This window comes from Pseudomonas fluorescens (genome assembly GCF_000802965.1).
In the GTDB taxonomy this organism is placed as follows: Bacteria; Pseudomonadota; Gammaproteobacteria; order Pseudomonadales; family Pseudomonadaceae; genus Aquipseudomonas; species Aquipseudomonas fluorescens_A.
Genome location: NZ_JSAK01000017.1, coordinates 197,687 through 218,381 on the forward strand (window position 1 = coordinate 197,687; position 20,695 = coordinate 218,381).

The 20,695-nt window shown below is 59.1% G+C and carries 20 protein-coding genes; 11 read left to right on the plus strand and 9 right to left on the minus strand.

Features of this window, described 5'->3' with window-relative positions; genetic code table 11:
- Positions 1 to 48: 48 nt before the first annotated feature.
- Together NL64_RS15360 and NL64_RS15365 are read left to right on the plus strand one after the other, a co-directional pair.
- A complete protein-coding gene (locus tag NL64_RS15360; RefSeq protein ID WP_034148916.1) occupies positions 49 to 1,413 on the plus strand; it encodes a glutamine synthetase family protein in 1,365 nt (454 codons plus the stop codon).
- 143 nt (positions 1,414 to 1,556) lie between these two features.
- Entirely contained in the window at positions 1,557 to 2,843 is a 1,287-nt protein-coding gene (locus NL64_RS15365; RefSeq protein WP_034148917.1) for an NAD(P)/FAD-dependent oxidoreductase, read from the plus strand.
- Positions 2,844 to 2,978: 135 nt separating this feature from the next.
- Here the strand turns inward: NL64_RS15365 and NL64_RS15370 are convergent, their stop codons facing one another.
- Complete coding sequence (locus NL64_RS15370; RefSeq protein ID WP_034148918.1) at positions 2,979 to 3,767, minus strand: DeoR/GlpR family DNA-binding transcription regulator; 789 nt, start codon at positions 3,765 to 3,767, stop codon at positions 2,979 to 2,981.
- Between the two features lie 292 nt (positions 3,768 to 4,059).
- Between NL64_RS15370 and NL64_RS15375 the strand changes: the two genes are divergently transcribed.
- Positions 4,060 to 4,944 carry a serine hydrolase domain-containing protein gene (locus NL64_RS15375; protein ID WP_034148919.1) on the plus strand — a complete coding sequence of 295 codons (885 nt, stop codon included), beginning with the start codon at positions 4,060 to 4,062 and terminating at the stop codon, positions 4,942 to 4,944.
- 2 nt (positions 4,945 to 4,946) lie between these two features.
- Here the strand turns inward: NL64_RS15375 and NL64_RS15380 are convergent, their stop codons facing one another.
- A complete protein-coding gene (locus NL64_RS15380) occupies positions 4,947 to 5,615 on the minus strand; it encodes a hypothetical protein (RefSeq protein ID WP_034148920.1) in 669 nt (222 codons plus the stop codon).
- A 592-nt stretch (positions 5,616 to 6,207) separates the two neighbouring features.
- Here NL64_RS15380 and NL64_RS15385 point away from each other — a divergent pair.
- Positions 6,208 to 6,510: a fructose-bisphosphate aldolase gene (locus NL64_RS15385; protein WP_034148921.1), complete on the plus strand. Its 303-nt coding sequence runs from the start codon at positions 6,208 to 6,210 to the stop codon at positions 6,508 to 6,510.
- Between the two features lie 262 nt (positions 6,511 to 6,772).
- Here NL64_RS15385 and NL64_RS15390 read toward each other — a convergent pair whose 3' ends face one another.
- Positions 6,773 to 7,273 (minus strand): hypothetical protein, encoded by a 501-nt coding sequence (locus NL64_RS15390; RefSeq protein WP_034148922.1) that lies wholly within the window; start codon positions 7,271 to 7,273, stop codon positions 6,773 to 6,775.
- A 90-nt stretch (positions 7,274 to 7,363) separates the two neighbouring features.
- On the minus strand, positions 7,364 to 7,804 hold the full coding sequence (locus NL64_RS15395) for an anti-virulence regulator CigR family protein (RefSeq protein ID WP_034148923.1): 441 nt from the start codon (positions 7,802 to 7,804) through the stop codon (positions 7,364 to 7,366).
- A 156-nt stretch (positions 7,805 to 7,960) separates the two neighbouring features.
- Here NL64_RS15395 and NL64_RS15400 point away from each other — a divergent pair, with 156 nt between their 5' ends.
- Together NL64_RS15400 and NL64_RS15405 are read left to right on the plus strand one after the other, a co-directional pair.
- Positions 7,961 to 8,179: a PLD nuclease N-terminal domain-containing protein gene (locus NL64_RS15400; RefSeq protein ID WP_034148924.1), complete on the plus strand. Its 219-nt coding sequence runs from the start codon at positions 7,961 to 7,963 to the stop codon at positions 8,177 to 8,179.
- Positions 8,180 to 8,404: 225 nt separating this feature from the next.
- Positions 8,405 to 8,830, plus strand: coding sequence for a hypothetical protein (locus NL64_RS15405; protein WP_034148925.1), 426 nt, complete (start codon positions 8,405 to 8,407; stop codon positions 8,828 to 8,830).
- A gap of 175 nt (positions 8,831 to 9,005) precedes the next feature.
- Here the strand turns inward: NL64_RS15405 and NL64_RS15410 are convergent, their stop codons facing one another.
- The 4 genes from NL64_RS15410 to NL64_RS15425 form a co-directional block, all read right to left on the minus strand.
- Positions 9,006 to 9,554, minus strand: a complete 549-nt coding sequence (locus NL64_RS15410) for a cupin domain-containing protein (protein ID WP_028623608.1) — start codon at positions 9,552 to 9,554, stop codon at positions 9,006 to 9,008.
- A gap of 261 nt (positions 9,555 to 9,815) precedes the next feature.
- Positions 9,816 to 11,099, minus strand: a complete 1,284-nt coding sequence (locus NL64_RS15415; protein WP_034148926.1) for an NAD(P)/FAD-dependent oxidoreductase — start codon at positions 11,097 to 11,099, stop codon at positions 9,816 to 9,818.
- Positions 11,100 to 11,150: 51 nt separating this feature from the next.
- Complete coding sequence (locus tag NL64_RS15420) at positions 11,151 to 12,641, minus strand: aldehyde dehydrogenase (protein ID WP_034148927.1); 1,491 nt, start codon at positions 12,639 to 12,641, stop codon at positions 11,151 to 11,153.
- Positions 12,642 to 12,816: 175 nt separating this feature from the next.
- Positions 12,817 to 14,193, minus strand: a complete 1,377-nt coding sequence (locus NL64_RS15425; RefSeq protein WP_034148928.1) for a glutamine synthetase family protein — start codon at positions 14,191 to 14,193, stop codon at positions 12,817 to 12,819.
- Between the two features lie 283 nt (positions 14,194 to 14,476).
- On the opposite strand from NL64_RS15425, the gene NL64_RS15430 reads away from it, so the two are divergent.
- The 5 genes from NL64_RS15430 (at position 14,477) to NL64_RS15450 (ending at position 19,746) form a co-directional block, all read left to right on the plus strand.
- Positions 14,477 to 15,238 carry a gamma-glutamyl-gamma-aminobutyrate hydrolase family protein gene (locus NL64_RS15430; RefSeq protein ID WP_034148929.1) on the plus strand — a complete coding sequence of 254 codons (762 nt, stop codon included), beginning with the start codon at positions 14,477 to 14,479 and terminating at the stop codon, positions 15,236 to 15,238.
- A 325-nt stretch (positions 15,239 to 15,563) separates the two neighbouring features.
- The gene (gene potA / locus NL64_RS15435) at positions 15,564 to 16,706 is read left to right on the plus strand and encodes a polyamine ABC transporter ATP-binding protein (protein WP_034148930.1); all 1,143 of its coding nucleotides are present in this window, start codon (positions 15,564 to 15,566) and stop codon (positions 16,704 to 16,706) included.
- A 29-nt stretch (positions 16,707 to 16,735) separates the two neighbouring features.
- Entirely contained in the window at positions 16,736 to 17,617 is an 882-nt protein-coding gene (locus NL64_RS15440) for an ABC transporter permease subunit (protein ID WP_437176921.1), read from the plus strand.
- The gene (locus NL64_RS15445; protein ID WP_034148932.1) at positions 17,614 to 18,498 is read left to right on the plus strand and encodes an ABC transporter permease subunit; all 885 of its coding nucleotides are present in this window, start codon (positions 17,614 to 17,616) and stop codon (positions 18,496 to 18,498) included. The genes NL64_RS15440 and NL64_RS15445 overlap by 4 nt, the downstream gene beginning before the upstream one ends.
- Positions 18,499 to 18,648: 150 nt before the next feature.
- Entirely contained in the window at positions 18,649 to 19,746 is a 1,098-nt protein-coding gene (locus NL64_RS15450) for a polyamine ABC transporter substrate-binding protein (RefSeq protein WP_034148933.1), read from the plus strand.
- A 208-nt stretch (positions 19,747 to 19,954) separates the two neighbouring features.
- Here NL64_RS15450 and thpR read toward each other — a convergent pair whose 3' ends face one another.
- Complete coding sequence (thpR, locus tag NL64_RS15455; RefSeq protein ID WP_034148934.1) at positions 19,955 to 20,494, minus strand: RNA 2',3'-cyclic phosphodiesterase; 540 nt, start codon at positions 20,492 to 20,494, stop codon at positions 19,955 to 19,957.
- Between the last annotated feature and the right edge of the window lie 201 nt (positions 20,495 to 20,695).

Sequence of the window (20,695 nt, forward strand, 5' to 3'; positions counted from 1 at the left end):
GTGGCCTGAATCCGTGCGTCCGCGGGACGCCAACGTGAGTGACGAACAATGAAATTCGCAGCCCTTGAAGACGCCCAAAACTTTTTGGCGAACAACCCCGATATCGACATGCTCGAGCTGTTCATTCTCGATGCCAACGGCGTGCCGCGCGGCAAGTTGTTGCACCGCGAAGAACTGCTGGCGGTGTATGAAAGCGGTCGTCCGCTGCCCAGCACCATTCTCGGCCTGACCCTGCAGGGCGAAGACGTCGAGAACTCCGGGCTGGTCTGGGACGTGGGCGACATCGACTGCCGCGCCTACCCGCTCGAAGGCAGCCTGGTGCGCTTGCCGTGGCGGCAGATTCCGACGGCGGCGGTGCAAGTCAGCATGCACCCGCAAGAGGGCATGCCCGCGAGCATCGCCGACCCGCGTCACCTGCTGATTAAGGTCATCGATGGCTTGAAAGCCGAGGGTTACCACCCGGTAATGGCGTGCGAGTTGGAGTTCTATTTGCTGGACGCCAAACGCGATCACAACGGTCGCCCGCAACCGGCGCTGGATGCCGACGGCGGTCGACCGCGACACACTCAGGTCTACGGCCTGCGTGAGCTGGAGCAGATCGAACCCTTCCTCGCCGACCTCTATGCGGCGTGCAAACTCCACGGCATTCCGGCGCGAACGGCGATTTCCGAATACGCCCCCGGGCAAGTGGAAATCACCTTGGAACACGGCGATGCCTTGGAGGCGATGGACCAGGCCGTGCGCTACAAGCGCCTGGTGAAAGCCGTCGCCCACAAGCACGGCATGCAGGCGACATTCATGGCCAAACCCTTCGATCATTTGGCAGGCACCGGCATGCACATGCACGTCAGCATCGCCGATGCCGAAGGACGCAACCTGTTTGCCTCCGAGAACCCGGCCGGCACCCCGCTGCTGCGCACGGCCATCGGCGGCATGCTCGCCTCGCTGCTCGATTCGTTGCTGCTGTTCTGCCCCAACGCCAACTCTTACCGGCGTTTCCAGGCCAACAGCTACGCGCCATTGGCGCCGACCTGGGGCGTCGATAACCGCACGGTGAGCCTGCGTGTGCCCGGTGGCCCGGCCAACAGTCGGCATATCGAACACCGCATCTGCGGCGCCGACGCCAACCCGTATCTGGCGGCGGCAGCGATTCTGGCGGGCATTCATCGCGGCATCCGTGAAGACCTCGATCCGGGCGAACCGGTGCAAGGCAATGGCTACGCACAAGCGACCGAACTGCTGCCGACTGACTGGCTGACGTCCCTGACGGCACTGGAAAATTCGGCATGGGCGCGGGATGCATTGGGGCAGGAATTTCTGGGGGTGTATCTGGCGGTGAAGCGTGCCGAGTATCGGCAATTCATGGCGGAAGTGGGTGAGCAGGATTGGCGCTGGTATTTGACTGAGGCCTGAGCCGTTCCTTATCCCCTGTGGGAGCGAGCCTGCTCGCGAAAGCGGTGCATCAGTCACTACAAGTGCTGAATGTGCTGGCCTCATCGCGAGCAGGCTCGCTCCTACAAAGGACTGCACTCCCGTACATTTTTCCGGACGCTGACATGACTCAACCACGCTGCAATTCCTACTACACCGCCACCCTCAATCACGAAACGGACTACCCGACCCTGCAAGGCAATCACCGCGTCGACGTGGTGATCATCGGCGGCGGTTTCACCGGCGTCGCCACGGCGGTCGAACTGGCTGAAAAAGGCCTGAAAGTCGCCATCGTCGAAAGCCATAAAATCGGTTGGGGCGCCACCGGGCGCAACGGCGGCCAGGTCACTGGCAGCCTGTCCGGCGATGAGGCGATGCGCAAACAAATGCGTCACACCATCGGCGAAGAAGTCGACGATTTCATCTGGCACCTGCGCTGGCGCGGGCACCAGATCATCCAGCAGCGGGTGGAAAAATACGGCATCGCCTGCGACCTCAAGCACGGCCACCTGCACGCGGCCTACAAGCCGAGCCACATGGGTGGTTTGCGCAAGGATTATGACGAAGCCGTGCGCCGTGGCATGGGCGACGAAGTCAGCCTGCTCGACCGCAGCCAGGTGCGTGACCTGCTGCAAAGCGACCTCTATCACGGCGCAATCAAGAACACCCGCAACATGCACCTGCACCCGCTCAACCTGTGCATCGGCGAAGCCCGCGCGGCGGAAAGCCTGGGCGCGTTGATCTTCGAAAACAGCGAAGTGCTGGAGATCATTCACGGCGATAAACCGGGCGTGCGCACGGCCCACGGCCGCATCGACGCCAATCAGGTGCTGCTGGCCGGCGACGTCTACCACAAACTGGAACCGGGCAAGCTCAAGGGCAAGATCTTTCCGGCCATGGGCGGCATTATCACCACCGCGCCGCTGGGTGACCTCGCCAAGCAGATCAACCCAGAGGACCTGGCTGTCTACGACTGCCGGTTCGTACTCGATTACTACCGCCTGACTGCCGACGGTCGCCTGCTGTTCGGCGGTGGCGCCAACTACAGCGGCAAGGATTCTCGCGACATCGCCGGTGAACTGCGGCCATGCATCGAGCAGACGTTTCCGGCGCTAAAAGGCGTGGCCATCGACTTCCAGTGGAGCTGCGCGATGGGCATCGTGATCAACCGCATTCCGCAACTGGGCAAGCTTTCGGACAACGTCTGGTACTGCCAGGGCTATTCCGGCCACGGCATCGCCACCACACACATCATGGGCGAAATCATGGGGCGCGCGATCACCGGGCAACTGGAGCACTTCGATACATTCGCCGCCTGCCAACACATCCGCGTGCCCATGGGCGACCTGCTCGGCAACCCGATGCTGGCGGCTGGCATGTGGTACTACCAGATGCTCGAGCGACTGCGCTGAGGCCGTTTGACTGACAGTTACACCGCCATCGCTGGCAAGCCAGCTCCTACAAGAATTCGGGTGGGCATGACGTAATACTGTAGGAGCCGGCTTGCTGGCGAAGCGATGGTGAGCTCGACACCGTCATGACGGGTCTCAAGCCTGCGCCTGCACCACCTCAATCCCCAACTGGCGATAATCCTCGACATTGCCCGTCGCCACATGACGCTCAGTAATCAACGTATGCAAGCGCGAACACGGCGCCACCACAAACGGTTCCACTGCCCCCAGTTTGTCCGCCGTGGTAACGGCAATAATGTGAGCCGCACTGTCCAGCATTGCCTGCTTCACCGGCACTTCATCGAAATGCAGTGAGGTAATGCCCACTTCCGGATGAATCGCACACACCCCGGTAAACAACAAATCCGCCTTGATCCCCTCCAGCAAGCGCAGGGTTTCATGCCCACTGGCCGACATCGTCGCAGGATTGATTTGACCACCCGCCAGAATCACCTTGATGCCCTTGAATTCGGACAAGGTAATCGCCGTCATCGGCGACGCGGTGATCGCGGTGATGGAAATGTCCAACGGCAGCAACCGCGCGATCTGCAACGTGGTGGTGCCTGAATCGAACATCACGATCTGACCGTTCTCAACCCGCGCTGCCGCCAATTGCGCCAGTTGGGTTTTGACTTCGTCGGTTTCGCTGATCCGCGTGAAGTAATCCTTGCCCGTGTCCTTGGGACGCGGCAACGCCCCGCCATGCACGCGCTGCACCAGCCCGGCGCTGTCCAGCTCGGCCAGATCGCGGCGAATGGTGTCCTCGGAAACCGCGAAATGCTGGCTCAATTCGGACGCCATCACCTTGCCGTCACGTTCAAGGATCAAGAGGATTTTCTGCCGACGCAGATGAGGGAGTTCGGCTGCAGAATGCTGGTCGCGCATGGTTATGCCTGTTCGTGCGTGTATTTGCTTGTTTGTGCGAGATTAGCCAAACAGCCGCGCAAACACAAACACGCGCACTAGGTATCAATTGTTTCGATCTTTCAAATCACGAAGCCGAATTTTTTATTTGCACCCGACCTGTTCAAGATGAGCGCCATCACCCCTGTATCGGATGGAAACGTCATGAATCTAAATTTCGCCTTTGTCTGCATGATCGTGGTTTCATTCACCATCGCGTTGGTGCACACCTGATTCGTAACAACGCGCATCCTTTTCCATCCAGAGTTAACCCATGCTTTTTGCCCTTGTATCGAACGGCGCCCTTCTCACGCCTCAACAGCCGGATACGACGGTGCCCTGGTGGAGCTTCACCAAAACCGTGCTCGCAGCGGCAGCCCTGTCACTGGTTCGAGATCGGTTGATCGATCTGGACGATACGCTGCCTGAAGGGCCGTTTACCCTGCGGCAGTTGCTACGGCACGAAGCCGGGCTGGCGGACTATTCCGAACTTACCGATTACCACGCCGCTGTTGCCCGCAATGAAACACCCTGGCCGGCAGACGAAATGCTGCAACGACTTGATGCTTCCCGACTGCGCTACACACCGGGCGACAGTTGGCGATATTCCAACGTTGGCTACCTGTTTGTCGTGAGACTGATTGAGCGCATCACAGGCCTGCCACTCGAAGACGCGCTGACCCAACGGGTGTTTTCTCCCCTCGATTTGTCCCTGGTGCGCCTGGCCAAAACACGTGCCGATCTGGCAGCCGTAAACATGGGTTCAGCGTCCGCCTACGACCCCGGTTGGGTCTATCACGGTTTGTTGGTCGGCCCACTTTCTGAAGCAGCCCTTTGCCTGAACCGCCTGCTTGCAAGCGACTGGCTGCCGCAATCCCTGCTGCAGGAAATGCAAACAGTCCGAACCCTGGGCGGGCCGATTCCCGGCCGTCCATGGACGTCTCCCGGTTATGGCCTTGGATTGATGCGCGGTGGTGTGGAAGGTCAACGGATCTTGAGTGGCCACACTGGCGCCGGGCCGGGCTGTGTAGTGGCGGTTTATCACTGCGCTAAAGGGAATAACGCTAAAAGTTGCGCCGTTTTTTGCGAGGATGGCGACCAAGGTACTGTTGAAGATCAAGCCGTGCGCTTGTTAAGCGCAAACGCCGACGATCAGTAGCTTCAATTCGACGCGACGTGATCCCCTTTGCCCGCCGTCACCAGCGTCTTCAACGACGCATCGAACTGCTTCAACGCGTTCACTTGCAACTGGGTTTGCTGGTTGATCTGCGCGGCAATCTGCGGCGCGGATTTGCCATGCACCCAAACAGAAGGCATCTGCTCGGCGCGTGAGCCTTCTGCCTGGCCGATGTATTGCAGGTTCGAGTCGTAGAACTTGGCGACAAACCGCGCTTCAACCTGGTTGTTGCGCTTGGACACCAGGCGGCTGAAGGTGTCGAGCATCACCACCACATCCGGATGCGCCTGCACCGCGGCATCGAGGTTGTCGTAGACGGTGACCGTGGCGAATTGCTTCTGCAGCGAGCCCATCAGCCAGTTGATTGCCCGCTTAGGGTCGGAGCTGTCGACGAACGCCTGGCTGATTTGTGAGTTCATTTCAGGGTTCTTCGCACCGTTGACCGCTACGGCGTGGTAGTTCTCAAGGTATTCCTGGGTATTGATAGTGTTTTCGCTGTAGAGCACGGCCACCGATTGCGCATGCTGCAAGCTCGCGGCGCTTTCAGTGATCGGTGGGAAATGGCAGGACAGATCGGCGGCAATGGCCGGCGCGGTGGCGGCAACGCTGCCGGTGAATGCGGCGACAAAAGCCAACAGGGTTGAAAGTTTCATCGCGCAGGTTCCTTCAATGGCGAGACTGAAATGACCCTATCCTCCTCCTATGACAGAAAAACAGAACTTGCATTCTTTAATGATGGTTATCGACCAAACCGATATCTGGCTATGAGGATTTGAACCGCAGGTCTGCAAAGTTTGTAGGACATTTCCCATTGTGGCGAGGGAGCTTGCTCCCGCTAGGCTGCGAAGCGGCCCTGATCCTTTGCGACCCTTTTCCTAGGACATAACGCAGTGCCCGGTTTTACGACGGCTGCGCCGCCGAGCGGGAGCAAGCTCCCTCGCCACAGGGGGCAAGTGCGGTCCTACAGGCCGGTTGCAGACGCCTGATTCGCTGCCTAGAGTTGGCCTGTCGCTGGCATTGGTTGGCGACAGGGTTTCGCAGCCCAACAGAAAATGACCTCGTACCGTCGAACAACAATTCTGGCAAAATTCGCCAGCATTACGTTTTATGGCGGTTGTGCGCGGGAGACTTTCAAGTCTGCCGGGTTTGGTCATGTTCCGGTCTGCGAACCCGCGCACAGCTGCCACCCTATTGAATCGCAGCAAAAAGGTGGAGCTTCTTTCTAATTTTTGAGAGCACTTCCTCATGACCAAGAACAACCCGCCCCGCCGCTTCACCCCGATGGCCCAATTCGCGACCAGCTACCCTGTCCTCCTCATTGACAGCGACGCCCCGATCCGCGAACTCCACAACTGCATCAGCGAGCGCCTGAACGCCGTACTCCCCTACCTGAGTCTCATGGCCTGCACCAACCTGCCCGACTACGCCGAAAATGACATCAACACCGTCGCCAACATCGCCAAAATCCTGCTCCAGGACGTTTCTGATGTTTTTCGAGTGATTGAGCAGCGTGGCTTTGACGTGCCCAACGGCAGTCAGCCCATCTGAGAAGTAGATCTTGCAGTCTGCAAAATGCACAGGACACTTACCCTTTGGCGAGGGAGCTTGCTCCCGCTGGGCTGCGAAGCGGCCCCCTGCAATCTGACAGACGCAGCGTGTTACCCGGTTTTACGACGGCTGCGCCGCCGAGCGGGAGCAAGCTCCCTCGCCACAGGGGACAAGTGCGGTTCCCAAGGGAATTTGAGACGAAAAAAACCCGCCTGATGGCGGGTTTTTTATGCGACTGAAGCTTTTCGCTTCAACAGCGTAATCAGTGAGACTTTTTGCTTCCCGACGGACCACCCTGACTCAGCCCTTTGGTGTTGTGATCACCTGGGGTCGAGGTCGAAATAGCCCTGGCCTTGGAAAGGCCTTGTGTGTCTTTGGAATGGGCGATGCCCGAAGTTGTGGTGCCATGACCGTTATCATCATTGCGCTCACTGCCGTAGTGGTTGCCGCTGACGCCATGGTTTCGAGTCGCTTTGCCGGCATGGTCGCTGTCCAGTCCGTTGGCGCGGCCGTTGCCGTTTCCGCCCGCGTGACCTGAGCCGGCATGACCGCCGCCCGCACCACCATGTCCGCCGCCGTTGCCACCGCCGTGACCGCCACCATTCCCGCCGCCGCCGCCACCACCACCACCACCACCACCACCACCACCTTCTTTGGCGAAAGCGGAGTTGATGACAGACAGATCATTCGGCAGTAATGGGGCTGCGGCCAGCATCAGGGCGCAGGACATGACGGCTACGAGACTCTTGTTTTTTAAAAGCATGATTGCTTCCGTAGGGGTTGATATCGCAATCTTTTTGACGCGATAACGCCCCGACAGTTCAAGTTCGTCGACAGACGGATCAAGTGCCCCCTAGTCAAACGCGCCATCGAGAATTTCGTAAATGAGCCCGCTGGCCAACGCGATCAAGATCAAGTCCGTGCCGACTTGCTGCCATTCGTAGCCGTCGTAATGCGGCAACCTGCCAATCAAACGGCCGTCCAGTTTCTTGGCAATCCCGGGGGGAAGTGGTTTGCCCCGAGCGAGGTTCTTTTGAATGCCCGGAGGCAAGGCCGGACCCGGGCTCCAGTAGTCACGGTTTTCGCCAATAATCCCCAAAACGCTGCCGCGATTGATGCTTGGGCCATGGCTCCACTCCCCGGAGTCCTTGCTCTTGTTGCCGTGGCTGCCCTGGTTACCGTGCTCCGCCTTGCCGTTCCCCTGACCTTTACCAGGGTCGGCCAGTGCAGTCACTGAGCCACAGACCAATGCCACACATGTGACTGCTGCAATCAACGATCGAGACCTGATCATGAGTCGTTCCTTCGTGACGGGAATATTCCCTGAAATTTAGACGCGATGCAGCCAGTTGGTTCACCGGATCATCCTTCGCCGCTTTCGAAACCTGCAAATTAAATGAACCCTGTATCTACCTGCCCACCTAACTGAAAGACCATCAGGAGGTGACTCATGCAAATCGAAACAACGTGGATCGTACTGGCAGCCGTTCTTCTGCTGATCGAGTTGTGGGCCATTAACCGGTTGCGCAAAAGCGAAGGGAAAGCGAGCACCAAAGGGGTGTGGATGGTGGTGATCGTGTTTGTGCCGCTGATTGGTCTGATTTTGTGGGCCCTGGCGGGACCGAAGCACATTACGCATAACCCGGACCCAGCGCAGGCCCGACAGTAAGGTCGCAAGAAAATCTCAATACAACGAAAACGTGTGGCGAGGGAGCTTGCTCCCGCTGGACTGCGTAGCAGTCCCTCTTTTTGGGTGAAGAAGAAGGGTCGCTTCGCGCACCAGCGGGAGCAAGCTCCCTCGCCACAGTTCATAAATGGATGGAACCGCGCGCTTCATTGAGGCCTCGAATCTCTATCAGCGCCGAGTCTTGGCGCCCTTGGAGAGGAAACCCCGATGAACAGTCGACTGCTGCTTCTAATCGCCTGCCTCTGTCCTGCCCTTGCCTTCGCCGAAGGCTGCGATGTATTGACCCGCTCGCAAAGCCCTTCCGTTCCCGTCGTTGAATCCCACAGTTGCTACGAGTACGAAGGCATGCCAGTCAACTCCATCGACTGGTCATGCAGCAACGAAAGCAAAGACATGCTGACCAGCACCAAGAAGAAAGTCGAACACTGTGCCGATCACTATAAAGCCACCTGCGTTGCCACGTTAACTCAGGAATCGCTGGCCAATCCTCATTCCACCAGCAAGGACAAGAACAGCCAGTCGCTGAATATTCCGGACAATGCTCAAGTCACGACCTATTACTACGGTGCAGAGCATATTGATCAGGCGAGGATTGATTGCGAGTCGGGTGGGGGGCACTGGAAAGCGAAGTAATTTGCTTGAGTGAACATATGACTGATTCGCACTACCTGTAGGAGCTGCCGCAGGCTGCGATCTTTTGAGTTTGTTTTAAGATCAAGATCAAGATCAAGATCAAGATCAAGATCAAAAGATCGCAGCCTGCGGCAGCTCCTACAGGGAGATGTGTATCCAAACCATCCCGCTGGCATCAGAAGTTGGCTGGGGTGTTCGCGCTGATGATTTCGGCCTCATCCTGGCCGATGTTGCGAAACCGATGCGGCAAGGTGGTCGGGAAGTAATAGCCGTCCCCGGCATTCAGCACACTGATCTGCCCATCCACGGTCAACTCAACCGTACCCCGTGTCACCAGCCCGCACTCCTCGCCTTCGGAATGCACAATCGGCTCTTCCCCGGAACTTGCACCTGGCGCGTACTGTTCACGCAGCAGACGCATTTGCCGACTCGGTACAGACGCGCCGATCAGCAGCAGGCGCAGGCCGTGGCGGCCGAGGTCGGGTTGTTCGTTGGCGCGGAAAACGTATTGGTGCTCGCGTGGCGGTTGATCGAAGGTGAAGAAGTCCGCCAGGGACATGGGAATGCCTTCGAGCAGCTTTTTCAGGGAGCTAACGGAAGGACTGACGCGATTCTGTTCGATCAGGGAGATGGTGGCATTGGTGACGCCGCTACGCCGGGCCAGCTCGCGCTGGGACAGTTTGTAGCTTTCGCGTACTAATTTGAGTCGTGAGCCCGTGTCCATGACAGCCTTATGTGCTTGGAACGTAAGGGGTGAGGAGCAGGCGCGAATCACGCCGTTTTCCGGTCCCGGAAACGTGAAAGGCGGCTATTAAATCACGTTTGGTGGTGTAGCTGTAGGAGCTGCCGAAGGCTGCGATCTTTTGATTTTGTTTTTAAGATCAAGATCAAAAGATCGCAGCCTGCGGCAGCTCCTACAGGGGAATGTGGTGTTTCAGGTAAAAACCGGCGGCACCTGATGGGGTAGCCGCCGGTGAGGTAATGCTTAGATGCCGAAACGATCGCGCAGCGAGTAGTACACGGCCCCAAGGGCGGTCAACGGCGCCGAGAACGTACGGCCACCGATCATCGGCATGTGCGGCAATGAGGCAAACGCATCGAAACGCTCGGCGTCGCCACGGATCATTTCCGAGATCAACTTGCCGGCCAGGTGCGAACAGGTGACGCCGTGGCCGCTGTAGCCCTGCATGTAGTAAGCGTTTTTCTCGATACGGCCGAATTGCGGCATGCGCGACATGGTCAGCAGGAAATTGCCGGTCCAGCGGTAGTCGATCTTCACGTCGTTCAATTGCGGGAAGGTCTTGAGGATTTTCGGCTTGATCAATTGCTCGATGTCGTCCGGTTCACGAGCGCCGTAGACCACGCCACCGCCGTAGAGCAAGCGGTTATCAGCCGTCAGGCGGTAGTAGTCGAGCAGGTAGTTGCAGTCTTCAACGCAGTAGTTGTTTTTGATCAGGCTGCGGGCCTGTTTTTCCGACAACGGCTCGGTGACGACGATCTGCGAACCGCACGGCATGCTCTTGCTGGTCACGCGGTTGTCGAGCCCCTGCGGCAGGTAGGCGTTGCCGGCGATGAGCAGGTACTTGGCCTTCACCACGCCTTTGGCGGTACGCACGGTAATCGGTTCGCCGTAGGTGATTTCCACCGCAGCCGATTGTTCGTAGATTTTGCCGCCCAGGCCGATGATCGCCGAGGCTTCACCGAGGGCCAGGTTCAGCGGGTGAATGTGGCCGCCCTGCATGTCCAGCAGGCCGCCGACGTAGGCATCGGAACCGACTTCGCGCTTGATGTCGGCTTCGCCGAGCAGTGTCAGGTTCTTGTTACCGTAGCGCTCCCAGCTCTTCTTCTGCTCGGCCAGGCCTTTGAGCTGCTTCTTGTTCATCGCCGCGAAGATGCCACCGGGACGGTAGTCGCACTGAATGTCGTAGTGCTGTATGCGCTGACGAATGATGTCGGCGCCTTCGAAGATCATGCTGCCGAGGACTTCGGCGGTCTTGTCGCCGTAGCGCTCTTCGATGACATCAACGTCGCGGCTGTAGGAGTTGACCAGTTGGCCGCCGTTGCGACCGCTGGCACCGAAGCCGACTTTGGCGGCTTCCAGCACGGTGACGCTGTAGCCGGCTTCAGCGAGGAACAACGCCGAGGACAGGCCGGTGTAGCCGGCGCCGATCACGCAGACGTCGCAATCAACCGCCCCTTCCAGCACCGGGAAATCGCCGGTGAAGTTGCGGGTGGCGGCGTAGTAGCTGTTTACATGTGCTTGTTTCATAGACTTCTCCGATGGCCGCCGACAGAGCCGGCGACCGCCGCTTTATTGTTATTAGAGCTTGATCCAGGTCGCTTTGAGCTCGGTGTACTTGTCGAACGCGTGCAGCGATTTGTCCCTTCCGTTGCCCGACTGCTTGAACCCGCCGAACGGCGCGGTCATGTCGCCGCCGTCGAACTGGTTGACCCAGACACTGCCGGCGCGCAGGCCACGGGCGAAGGTGTGGGCCTTGCTCAGGTTGCTGGTCCACACACCGGCGGCCAGGCCGTAGATGCTGTCGTTGGCAATCGTCAGCGCCTCTTCCGCCGTGTCGAAGGTGATGACCGACAGCACCGGGCCGAAGATTTCTTCCTGGGCGATGGTCATGGCGTTGGTCACACCGTCGAAAATCGTCGGTTCCACGTACTGGCCACCGGTGTCCTCGAGGGTGCGGCTGCCGCCCGCGATCAGTTGGGCGCCCTGCTCTTTGCCGATGCCGATGTAGCGCAGCACGTTGTCCAGTTGACGCTGATCGACGACTGCGCCGACCGATGTCGAAGGATCAAGGGCATGCCCTGGTTTCCAGGCTTGCAGTGCTTCCACCAACAGCGGGATGAACTGCTCGCGGATCGAACGCTCCACCAGCAAACGCGAGCCGGCAGTGCAGACCTCGCCCTGGTTGAACGCAATGGCGCCAGCGGCGGCCTGTGCTGCGGCGCGCAAGTCCGGTGCGTCGGCGAACACCACGTTGGCGCTCTTGCCACCGGCTTCAGCCCAAACGCGTTTCATGTTGCTTTGCCCGGCGTAGATCATCAGCTGCTTGGCGATCGCCGTGGAGCCGGTGAACGCCAGCACGTCGACGTCCATGTGCAACGCCAATGCTTTGCCAACGGTGTGGCCGTAGCCCGGCAGGACGTTGAACACGCCTTTGGGGATGCCCGCATCCAGCGCCAGTTGCGCGATACGGATCGCGGTCAGCGGCGACTTTTCCGAAGGCTTGAGGATGAAAGAGTTGCCCATTGCCAGGGCCGGGGCGAATTTCCAGCTGGCCATGATCAGCGGGAAGTTCCACGGCACAATGGCGGCAACAACGCCAGCCGCTTCACGCGTCACCAGACCCAGTTGATCGTGTGGCGTGGCGGCGACTTCGTCGTAGATCTTGTCGATGGCTTCGGCGGTCCAGCGAATCGCGTTGGCGGCTGCCGGAATGTCGATGCTCATGGCGTCGCTGATCGGCTTGCCCATGTCGAGGGTTTCGAGCAGCGCCAGTTCTTCCTGGTTGGCCATGATCAGATCGGCGAAGCGGATCAGGATGCGTTTGCGCTCAGCCGGGGCCAGGTTGGACCAGACGCCGGATTCAAAGGTGCGGCGTGCGACGGCGACTGCGGCGTTCGCGTCGGCTTCGTCGGTGCTGGCCACGTTCGCCAGAAAGCGACCGTCCACCGGGCTGATGCATTCGAACGTGGCGCCGCTGGCGGCTGCGCAATATTGGCCGTCGATGAAGGCGCGGCTTTCGATGGTCAGGGACTGGAAGCGTTGCTCCCAGTCGCTGCGAGTAATTGTCATGGTTGGGACTCGACGCAGGGGAATAGATGATCGTGTTAACAGATGGGGCGAGTGCTGAGTCACCTGTGGCGAGGGAGCTTGCTCCCGCTGGGGCGCGTAGCGGCCCTAAAAGAAGGGACTGCTGCGCAGTCCAGCGGGAGCAAGCTCCCTCGCCACGAGTTGGGTGTCAGCGCCGTCAAACGGTGTGCAAGTACCAGTTGTACTCAAGGTCCGAAATGGAGTTCTCGAACTCGGCCAACTCGCTTTCCTTGCACGCCACGAACACGTCGATGTACATCGGGTCGATGTATTTGGCCATGACTTCGCTGTCGTCCAGCTCGCGCAGTGCGTCGCGCAGGTTGTTCGGCAGGCTCTGCTCGTTTTGCTCGTAGCTGTTGCCTTCCACCGGGGCGCCCGGCTCGATCTTGTTGGTCAGACCGTGATGCACACCCGCCAATACCGAAGCCATCAACAGATACGGGTTGGCATCGGCACCGGCCACGCGGTGTTCGATACGCACCGCGTCCGGCGAACCGGTGGGTACGCGGACCGCCACGGTGCGGTTGTCGATGCCCCAGCTCGGTGAGTTGGGTACGTAGAACTGCGCACCGAAACGACGGTACGAGTTGACGTTCGGGCAGAGGAACGCCATCTGCGCCGGCAGGGTCTCCAGCACACCGCCGATCGCGTGTCGCAGCGCGGCGTTCTGCTCGGGATCCTCGCTGGCGAAGATGTTGTTGCCTTCTTTATCCAGAATCGAAATGTGTACGTGCAGACCGTTGCCCGCCTGGCCTGGATACGGCTTGGCCATGAAGGTGGTGTCCATCTCGTGGTCGTAGGCGATGTTCTTCACCAGACGCTTGAGCAAGACCGCGTAGTCGCAAGCCTTTATAGGGTCAGCCACGTGATGCAGGTTGACTTCGAATTGCGCCGGGGCGCTTTCCTTGACGATGGCGTCAGCGGGGATGCCCTGCTCTTTGGCGCCTTCGAGGATGTCCTGCAGGCAATCGACGTATTCGTCGAGGTCGTCGATCAGGTAGACCTGGGTCGACATCGGACGCTTGCCCGATACTGGCGAACGTGGCGACTGTGGACGACCGTTCACGTTGTCCTGGTCGATCAGGTAGAACTCCAGTTCGAACGCGGCACAGATGGTCAGGCCCATTTCATCGAACTTGCGCACGACGTTGGCCAGCACTTCACGCGGATCGGCGAAGAACGGCTGGCCTTCCAGCTCGTGCATGGTCATCAACAGTTGCGCGGTTGGGCGCTTCTGCCATGGCTCGATGCTCAGGGTGCCAGGGATTGGGTAGCAGATTCGATCGGAGTCGCCGATGTCCAGGCCCAGGCCGGTGCTTTCCACCGTGGAGCCATTGATGTCCAGAGCGAACAGCGATGCCGGCAGGTTGATGCCTTTCTCGTAAACCTTATGAAGACTGGTGCGTTCGATGCGCTTACCGCGCACCACACCGTTCATATCCGCAATCAGAAGGTCGACGTACAAAACCTCAGGATATTTCTTAAGGAATGCGTTTGCTTCGTTGAGTTGAACGGTACGCAGAGGGACCGACATGATGCACCTATTTTTTACTGTTAATTATTATGTTCACCGCCCTTTCACGCAGCCAGTCAATCCGAAAGGCAAAGTGAAGTCAATAGCGAACACTTGGCCTTTCAACGTTTATTTTCGGGCCTCTCAGCGGCACGAGAGTGCCAGATTATCCTTGGAACACGTGTAAATCCTCAGCTTCAGACGTGCGGCGTTTAGAATTTTTTACATGAGAGTTGTTAATTAAAATCAACAAGGCTAAGCTCCGGAAAAGCTCGTTCAAGTGTGAAACTTCGAGGTGATAAAAATGGCATTCAAGCCATTGATCGGCGTTACTGCATGCGTCAAACAGATTGGCCTGCACCCCTACCACGTCAGCGGCGACAAATACTTGCGTGCTGTCAGCGTTGCGGCGCTGGGGCTGCCTGTCGTCATTCCTTCCCTGGCCGAACTGACCGAAATCGAAGACCTGCTGCCGCAGCTCGATGGTCTGTTGCTGACAGGCTCGCCGTCGAACGTGGAACCCTTCCACTATCAAGGCCCGGCCAGCGCCCCCGGCACGGATCACGATCCGGCGCGGGACGCCACCACCCTTCCCCTGATTCGCGCGGCCATTGCGGCGGGCGTTCCGGTGCTCGGCATCTGCCGGGGCTTTCAGGAGATGAACGTGGCGTTCGGTGGCAGCCTGCATCAGAAGGTCCATGAACTCCCCGGCTTCCTCGATCATCGCGAAGCCAACCATCCCGACCTGGCGGTGCAGTACGCACCGGCGCATGACGTCAGTGTGCAGGTGGGCGGTGTGTTCGAAGCGCTGGATCTGCCTTCGGAATTCCAGGTGAACTCGATTCACAGCCAAGGCATCGACCGACTCGCTCCCGGCCTGCGCGCCGAAGCCGTCGCGCCCGATGGCTTGATCGAGGCGGTCTCGGTGGAAAACAGCAAGGCCTTCGCCCTCGGCGTGCAATGGCACCCGGAATGGCAGGTTCTGGACAACCCGCCCTACTTGAAGATTTTCCAGGCGTTCGGCGAAGCGTGCCGGCAACGGGCGGCGCTGCGTAACTCGCGCTGACTTTAAACCCGATTAATCAAATTACTGCCCCCGTGTGTCTGGCGGGTGCGCTTCTGTGCATCCGTGACTCACGACAACAACACACTGCAATAACAACAAGCACTACCAGGCAGCCAGGATGGCAGCGCCGAATTAACCCGAACGGGTGCGTCGCCCTGTAGGAGCTGCCGAAGGCTGCGATCTTTTGATCTTGATTTTGAAAAACAAAGTCAAAAGATCGCAGCCTTCGGCAGCTCCTACAGGAGACCGCGCTAGCCAGGGTTTGCAATCAACTATTAAGTCTGGCCGCGTTGGCCCGACGACTGAAACCTGTTGGGAGTTTCACATGGCAAACGCCTCCAGCATTTACAGGAAGGCTCTTGAAGGTCACCAGGCACCGAAAAAGGTGTTGGTGAAAGTCGATCGCGTCACCAAGAAGTTCGACGAAACCACCGCCGTGGACGATGTGTCCCTGGAAATCCATCAGGGCGAAATCTTCGCCCTGCTCGGTGGTTCCGGTTCCGGTAAATCGACGCTGCTGCGCATGCTCGCCGGCTTCGAGCGCCCGACCGAAGGGCGGATTCTGCTCGACGGTGTCGACATCACCGACATGCCGCCGTACGAACGTCCGATCAACATGATGTTCCAGTCTTACGCGCTGTTCCCGCACATGACGGTGGCGCAGAACATCGCCTTCGGCCTCAAGCAGGACCGTTTGCCCGCCGCAGAAATCGACGCCCGCGTAGAAGAAATGCTGCGCCTGGTGCACATGACCCAATACGCCAAGCGCAAGCCGCACCAGTTGTCCGGCGGGCAACGTCAGCGCGTGGCGTTGGCCCGCTCCCTGGCCAAGCGTCCGAAGCTGTTGTTGCTCGACGAACCGATGGGCGCGCTGGATAAAAAGCTGCGATCGCAAATGCAGCTTGAACTGGTGGAAATCATCGAGCGCGTCGGCGTGACCTGCGTGATGGTGACCCACGACCAGGAAGAGGCCATGACCATGGCCCAGCGCATCGCGATCATGCACCTGGGCTGGATTGCCCAGATCGGCAGCCCGGTCGACATCTATGAAGCGCCGGTCAGCCGCATGGTCTGCGAATTCATCGGCAACGTGAACGCCTTCGATGGCACCGTGGTGGAAGACCTGGAAGGTCACGCGATCATCCACAGTCCGGACCTGGAACAGAAGATCTACGTCGGTCACGGCGTCAGCACTTCGGTGCAGGACAAGTCGATCACCTACGCCATCCGCCCGGAAAAACTGCTGGTCAGCACCACCAAGCCCGACGCCCGCTACAACTGGTCCAGCGGCAAGGTGCACGACATCGCCTACCTCGGCGGCCACTCGGTGTTCTACGTCGAGCTGCCTGGGGGCAAGGTGGTGCAGTCGTTCATGGCCAACGCCGAACGCCGTGGTGCGCGTCCGACCTGGGACGATCAGGTCTACGTGTGGTGGGAAGATGACAGCGGCGTGGTACTGCGCGCATGAGAACCTTCAATCAGCAATTCCTGCGCCTGGTGCCCAGTGGGCGAAAACTGGTCATCGGCATTCCGTTCGTATGGCTGTGCCTGTTCTTCATGTTGCCGTTCTTCCTGGTGATGAAGATCAGCTTCTCGGAAGCCGCGCTGGCGATTCCGCCCTACTCGGAGATCTACACTTACGCCGAGCAGAAATTCGAGTTGATGCTCAACATCGGCAACTACACGCTGCTGGGTGAAGACGAGTTGTACCTCTCGGCTTATCTCGGTTCGTTGAAGGTCGCGCTGTTCAGCACACTGGCGTGTCTGGTGATCGGTTTCCCGATGGCCTACGCGATCACCAAGGCGAGCAAGGAAGCGCAAAACGTCTTGATGCTGTTGATCATGATGCCGACCTGGACCGCGATCCTGATCCGCGTCTACGCGTGGATGGGCATCCTCAGCAACAACGGTTTGCTCAACGGCTTCCTGATGTGGACCGGCCTGACCTCGCACCCGATCGAGATCCTCAACACCAACACCGCCGTGTATATCGGGGTCGTTTACGCTTACTTGCCGTTCATGATCCTGCCGCTCTACGCCAACCTGGTGAAGCATGATCAGAGCTTGCTGGAAGCTGCGTCGGACCTCGGCTCAAGTACCTTCAACAGCTTCTGGAAAATCACCGTACCGCTGGCCAAGAACGGCATCATCGCCGGCTGCATGCTGGTGTTCATCCCGGTGGTGGGTGAGTTCGTGATCCCGGAACTGCTGGGCGGTCCCGAGACCCTGATGATTGGCCGCGTGCTGTGGCAAGAGTTCTTCAATAACCGCGACTGGCCGGTGGCGTCCGCGCTGGCGGTGGTGATGCTGTTGATTCTGATTGTGCCGATTCTGCTGTTCAACCGCAGCCAGGCCAAAGAGATGGAGGCACGGGGATGAAGCGTTTCGGTTTTTCAAAATTGATGCTGGTGCTCGGCCTGTCGTTCATCTACTTGCCGATGCTGATTCTGGTGATCTACTCGTTCAACGCCTCGAAACTGGTGACGGTGTGGGGTGGCTGGTCGTTCAAGTGGTACGCCGGCCTGCTCGACAACACACAGTTGATGGGCTCGGTGGTGCGCTCGCTGGAAATCGCCTGCTACACCGCGATTGCCGCGGTAGCACTGGGGACGCTGGCGGCATTCGTGTTGACTCGCGTTACGCGCTTCAAGGGCCGCACGCTGTTCGGCGGCCTTGTGACCGCGCCATTGGTAATGCCTGAGGTGATTACCGGTCTGTCGCTGTTGCTGCTGTTCGTGGCCATGGCGCAGTTGATCGGCTGGCCGATGGAGCGTGGCATCGTGACGATCTGGATCGCCCACACCACGTTTTGTGCCGCTTACGTGGCAGTGGTAGTCTCCGCCCGCCTTCGCGAGCTGGACCTGTCCATCGAAGAAGCGGCCATGGACCTCGGGGCGAAACCGTTCAAGGTATTTTTCCTGATCACCATTCCGATGATTGCGCCATCACTGGCGGCCGGCGGCATGATGTCGTTTGCCCTGTCGCTGGATGACCTGGTGCTGGCGAGCTTCGTCTCCGGTCCGGGTTCCACGACTCTGCCGATGGAAGTGTTCTCAGCGGTGCGTCTGGGCGTGAAGCCGGAGATCAACGCTGTGGCCAGTCTGATTTTGTTGGCCGTGTCGATCGTGACTTTCATGGTCTGGTACTTCAGCCGCCGCGCCGAAGCCAGCCGTAAACGCGCGATCCAGGAAGCGATGGAACAGACGGCGAGCGAGTCGTGGCAACAACCGAAGAAGCAAATGGTAGAAGCGACGGCCTAAGCCGCCGCCGAGTTAACTGTGGCGAGGGAGCTTGCTCCCGCTGGGCTGCGAAGCGGCCCCCAAAATCTTGTGAGCGCTACGCACTCAAGCGCGAGCAAGCTCGCTCGCCACAGGTTTTGTGTTCTGAATAAGAAAAATGGAGTTGTACCGATGAAAATGTTTGGCAGGACTCTGCTGACACTGTCCTTATTGGGCGCGATCGCCTCAGGCGCCCAGGCCAATGACAAGGTTCTGCGCGTCTATAACTGGTCGGATTACATTGCCCCGGACACCGTCAAGAAGTTCGAAGACGAGACCGGGATCCAAGTGACCTACGATGTGTTCGACAGTAATGAAACCCTTGAAGCACGCCTGCTGGCAGGCAAATCCGGCTACGACCTCGTCGTGCCGTCCAACAGTTTCCTGGCCAAGCAGATCAAGGCTGGCGTCTATCAGGAGCTGGACAAATCCAAGCTGCCGAACTGGAAGAATCTCAATCCGGTGCTGCTGAAAAACGCCTCCGCCAGCGACCCAGATAACGGCCACGCGTTCCCGTACATGTGGGGTTCGATCGGCATCGGCTTCAACCCGGAAAAGGTCAAGGAAGTGCTCGGGGCCAACGCGCCGACCAACTCCTGGGACTTGCTGTTCAAACCGGAAAACGCGGAAAAACTCAAAGCCTGCGGAATCAGTTTCCTTGATTCGCCGACCGAAATGATCCCTGCTGCCCTGCACTACCTGGGCTACCCGGTGAACGATCAGGACAAGGCGCACATCGCCGAAGCCGAGGCGCTGTTCATGAAGATTCGCCCGTCGGTGGCGTACTTCCATTCGTCGAAGTACATCTCCGACCTGGCCAACGGCAACATCTGCGTGGCCGTCGGTTATTCCGGTGACGTGCTGCAGGCCAAGGCCCGCGCCCAGGAAGCCGGGGACAAGGTGAAGATCGACTACAGCATCCCGAAAGAAGGCGCCGGCAGTTTCTACGACATGGTCGCGATCCCGCGCGATGCCGCCAATGTCGAGAACGCTTACCTGTTCATGAACTTCCTGATGCGCCCGGACATCATCGCCGAGATCACCAACAACATCGGCTACAGCAACGCCAACGCGGCGGCTACGCCGTTGGTGGATGAAGCGATTCGCAACGAACCGGGCTCGTACCCGCCCGAAGCGGTGATGGCCACGTTGTATGCCATTCCTGACCAGCCGATAGCCGTGCAGCGGATCATGACCCGTGGCTGGACCAAGGTGAAACTCGGTAAATAGCCCTGCTTCTGTAGGAGCTGCCGCAGGCTGCGATCTTTTGATTTTGCTTTTTTAGATCAAGATCAAAAGATCGCAGCCTTCGGCAGCTCCTACAGAGGGTTGCATACATTTTTATATTCATGCAGCGCCTTACCACCGCTGCATCGCTCACCTGGCTCCTCGGTTAAGGTGAAGTTTGGCGCCCTCGGGCGCCTTTTTTTGTTAGCGATCAAACGCCGCCCAACGGCCACTCTGCCAACGCGCGATAGCGGCCCTTGTGGGATTCGAACAGGGTGAAGCGATCGGCGCGCAGGATAAATTCGGGGGGCGTAGCGGACTCGGGAACCGGTGCCCGATAGTCACGCGCCAAGGTCAAATGCGGACGAAATTCCCGTGGCGCATCTTCCAGACCAAACGGCAATAACGCCTGTTCCAGGTCATACACCAGCCGCAACAATGCCGGTGGCGCCTGCTCGGGCGCCAGCACGAGGACCCCTGCCCTGCGCCAGACATCCAGCCGATCAAGCGCCACGGTCAGGCGCTCACCCGGCGTGCGCACCGACGCGGCCGCCGCGCAGATGTCCGCGATCTGCGCGATCCCCACAGAGCCCAAAAACTTCAAAGTCAGATGAAAATTCTCAACCGGCACCGGGCGACCGCTGCGCAATTGCAAGGCGCTACGCCAATGGGCGATGACCTTGCGTTGTGCAGGTGGGCAGTCCAGCGCGAAGAACAGCCGTTTGAACGGTTCGCGGGATTCGTCATTCATGCATGACACCTCAGCGGGATATCGCATGAGTGTACAAAGAAATCGCTTGAACCTGTGGCGAGGGAGCTTGCTCCCGCTGGGCTGCGCAGCGGCCCCGACCATTTTGTGAGCGCTGCGCACTCAAGCGGGAGCAAGCTCCCTCGCCACGGGTTGTATCCCTACAGGGCCAACGGCGCTCGCTCACACAACGTGTTCAACGCC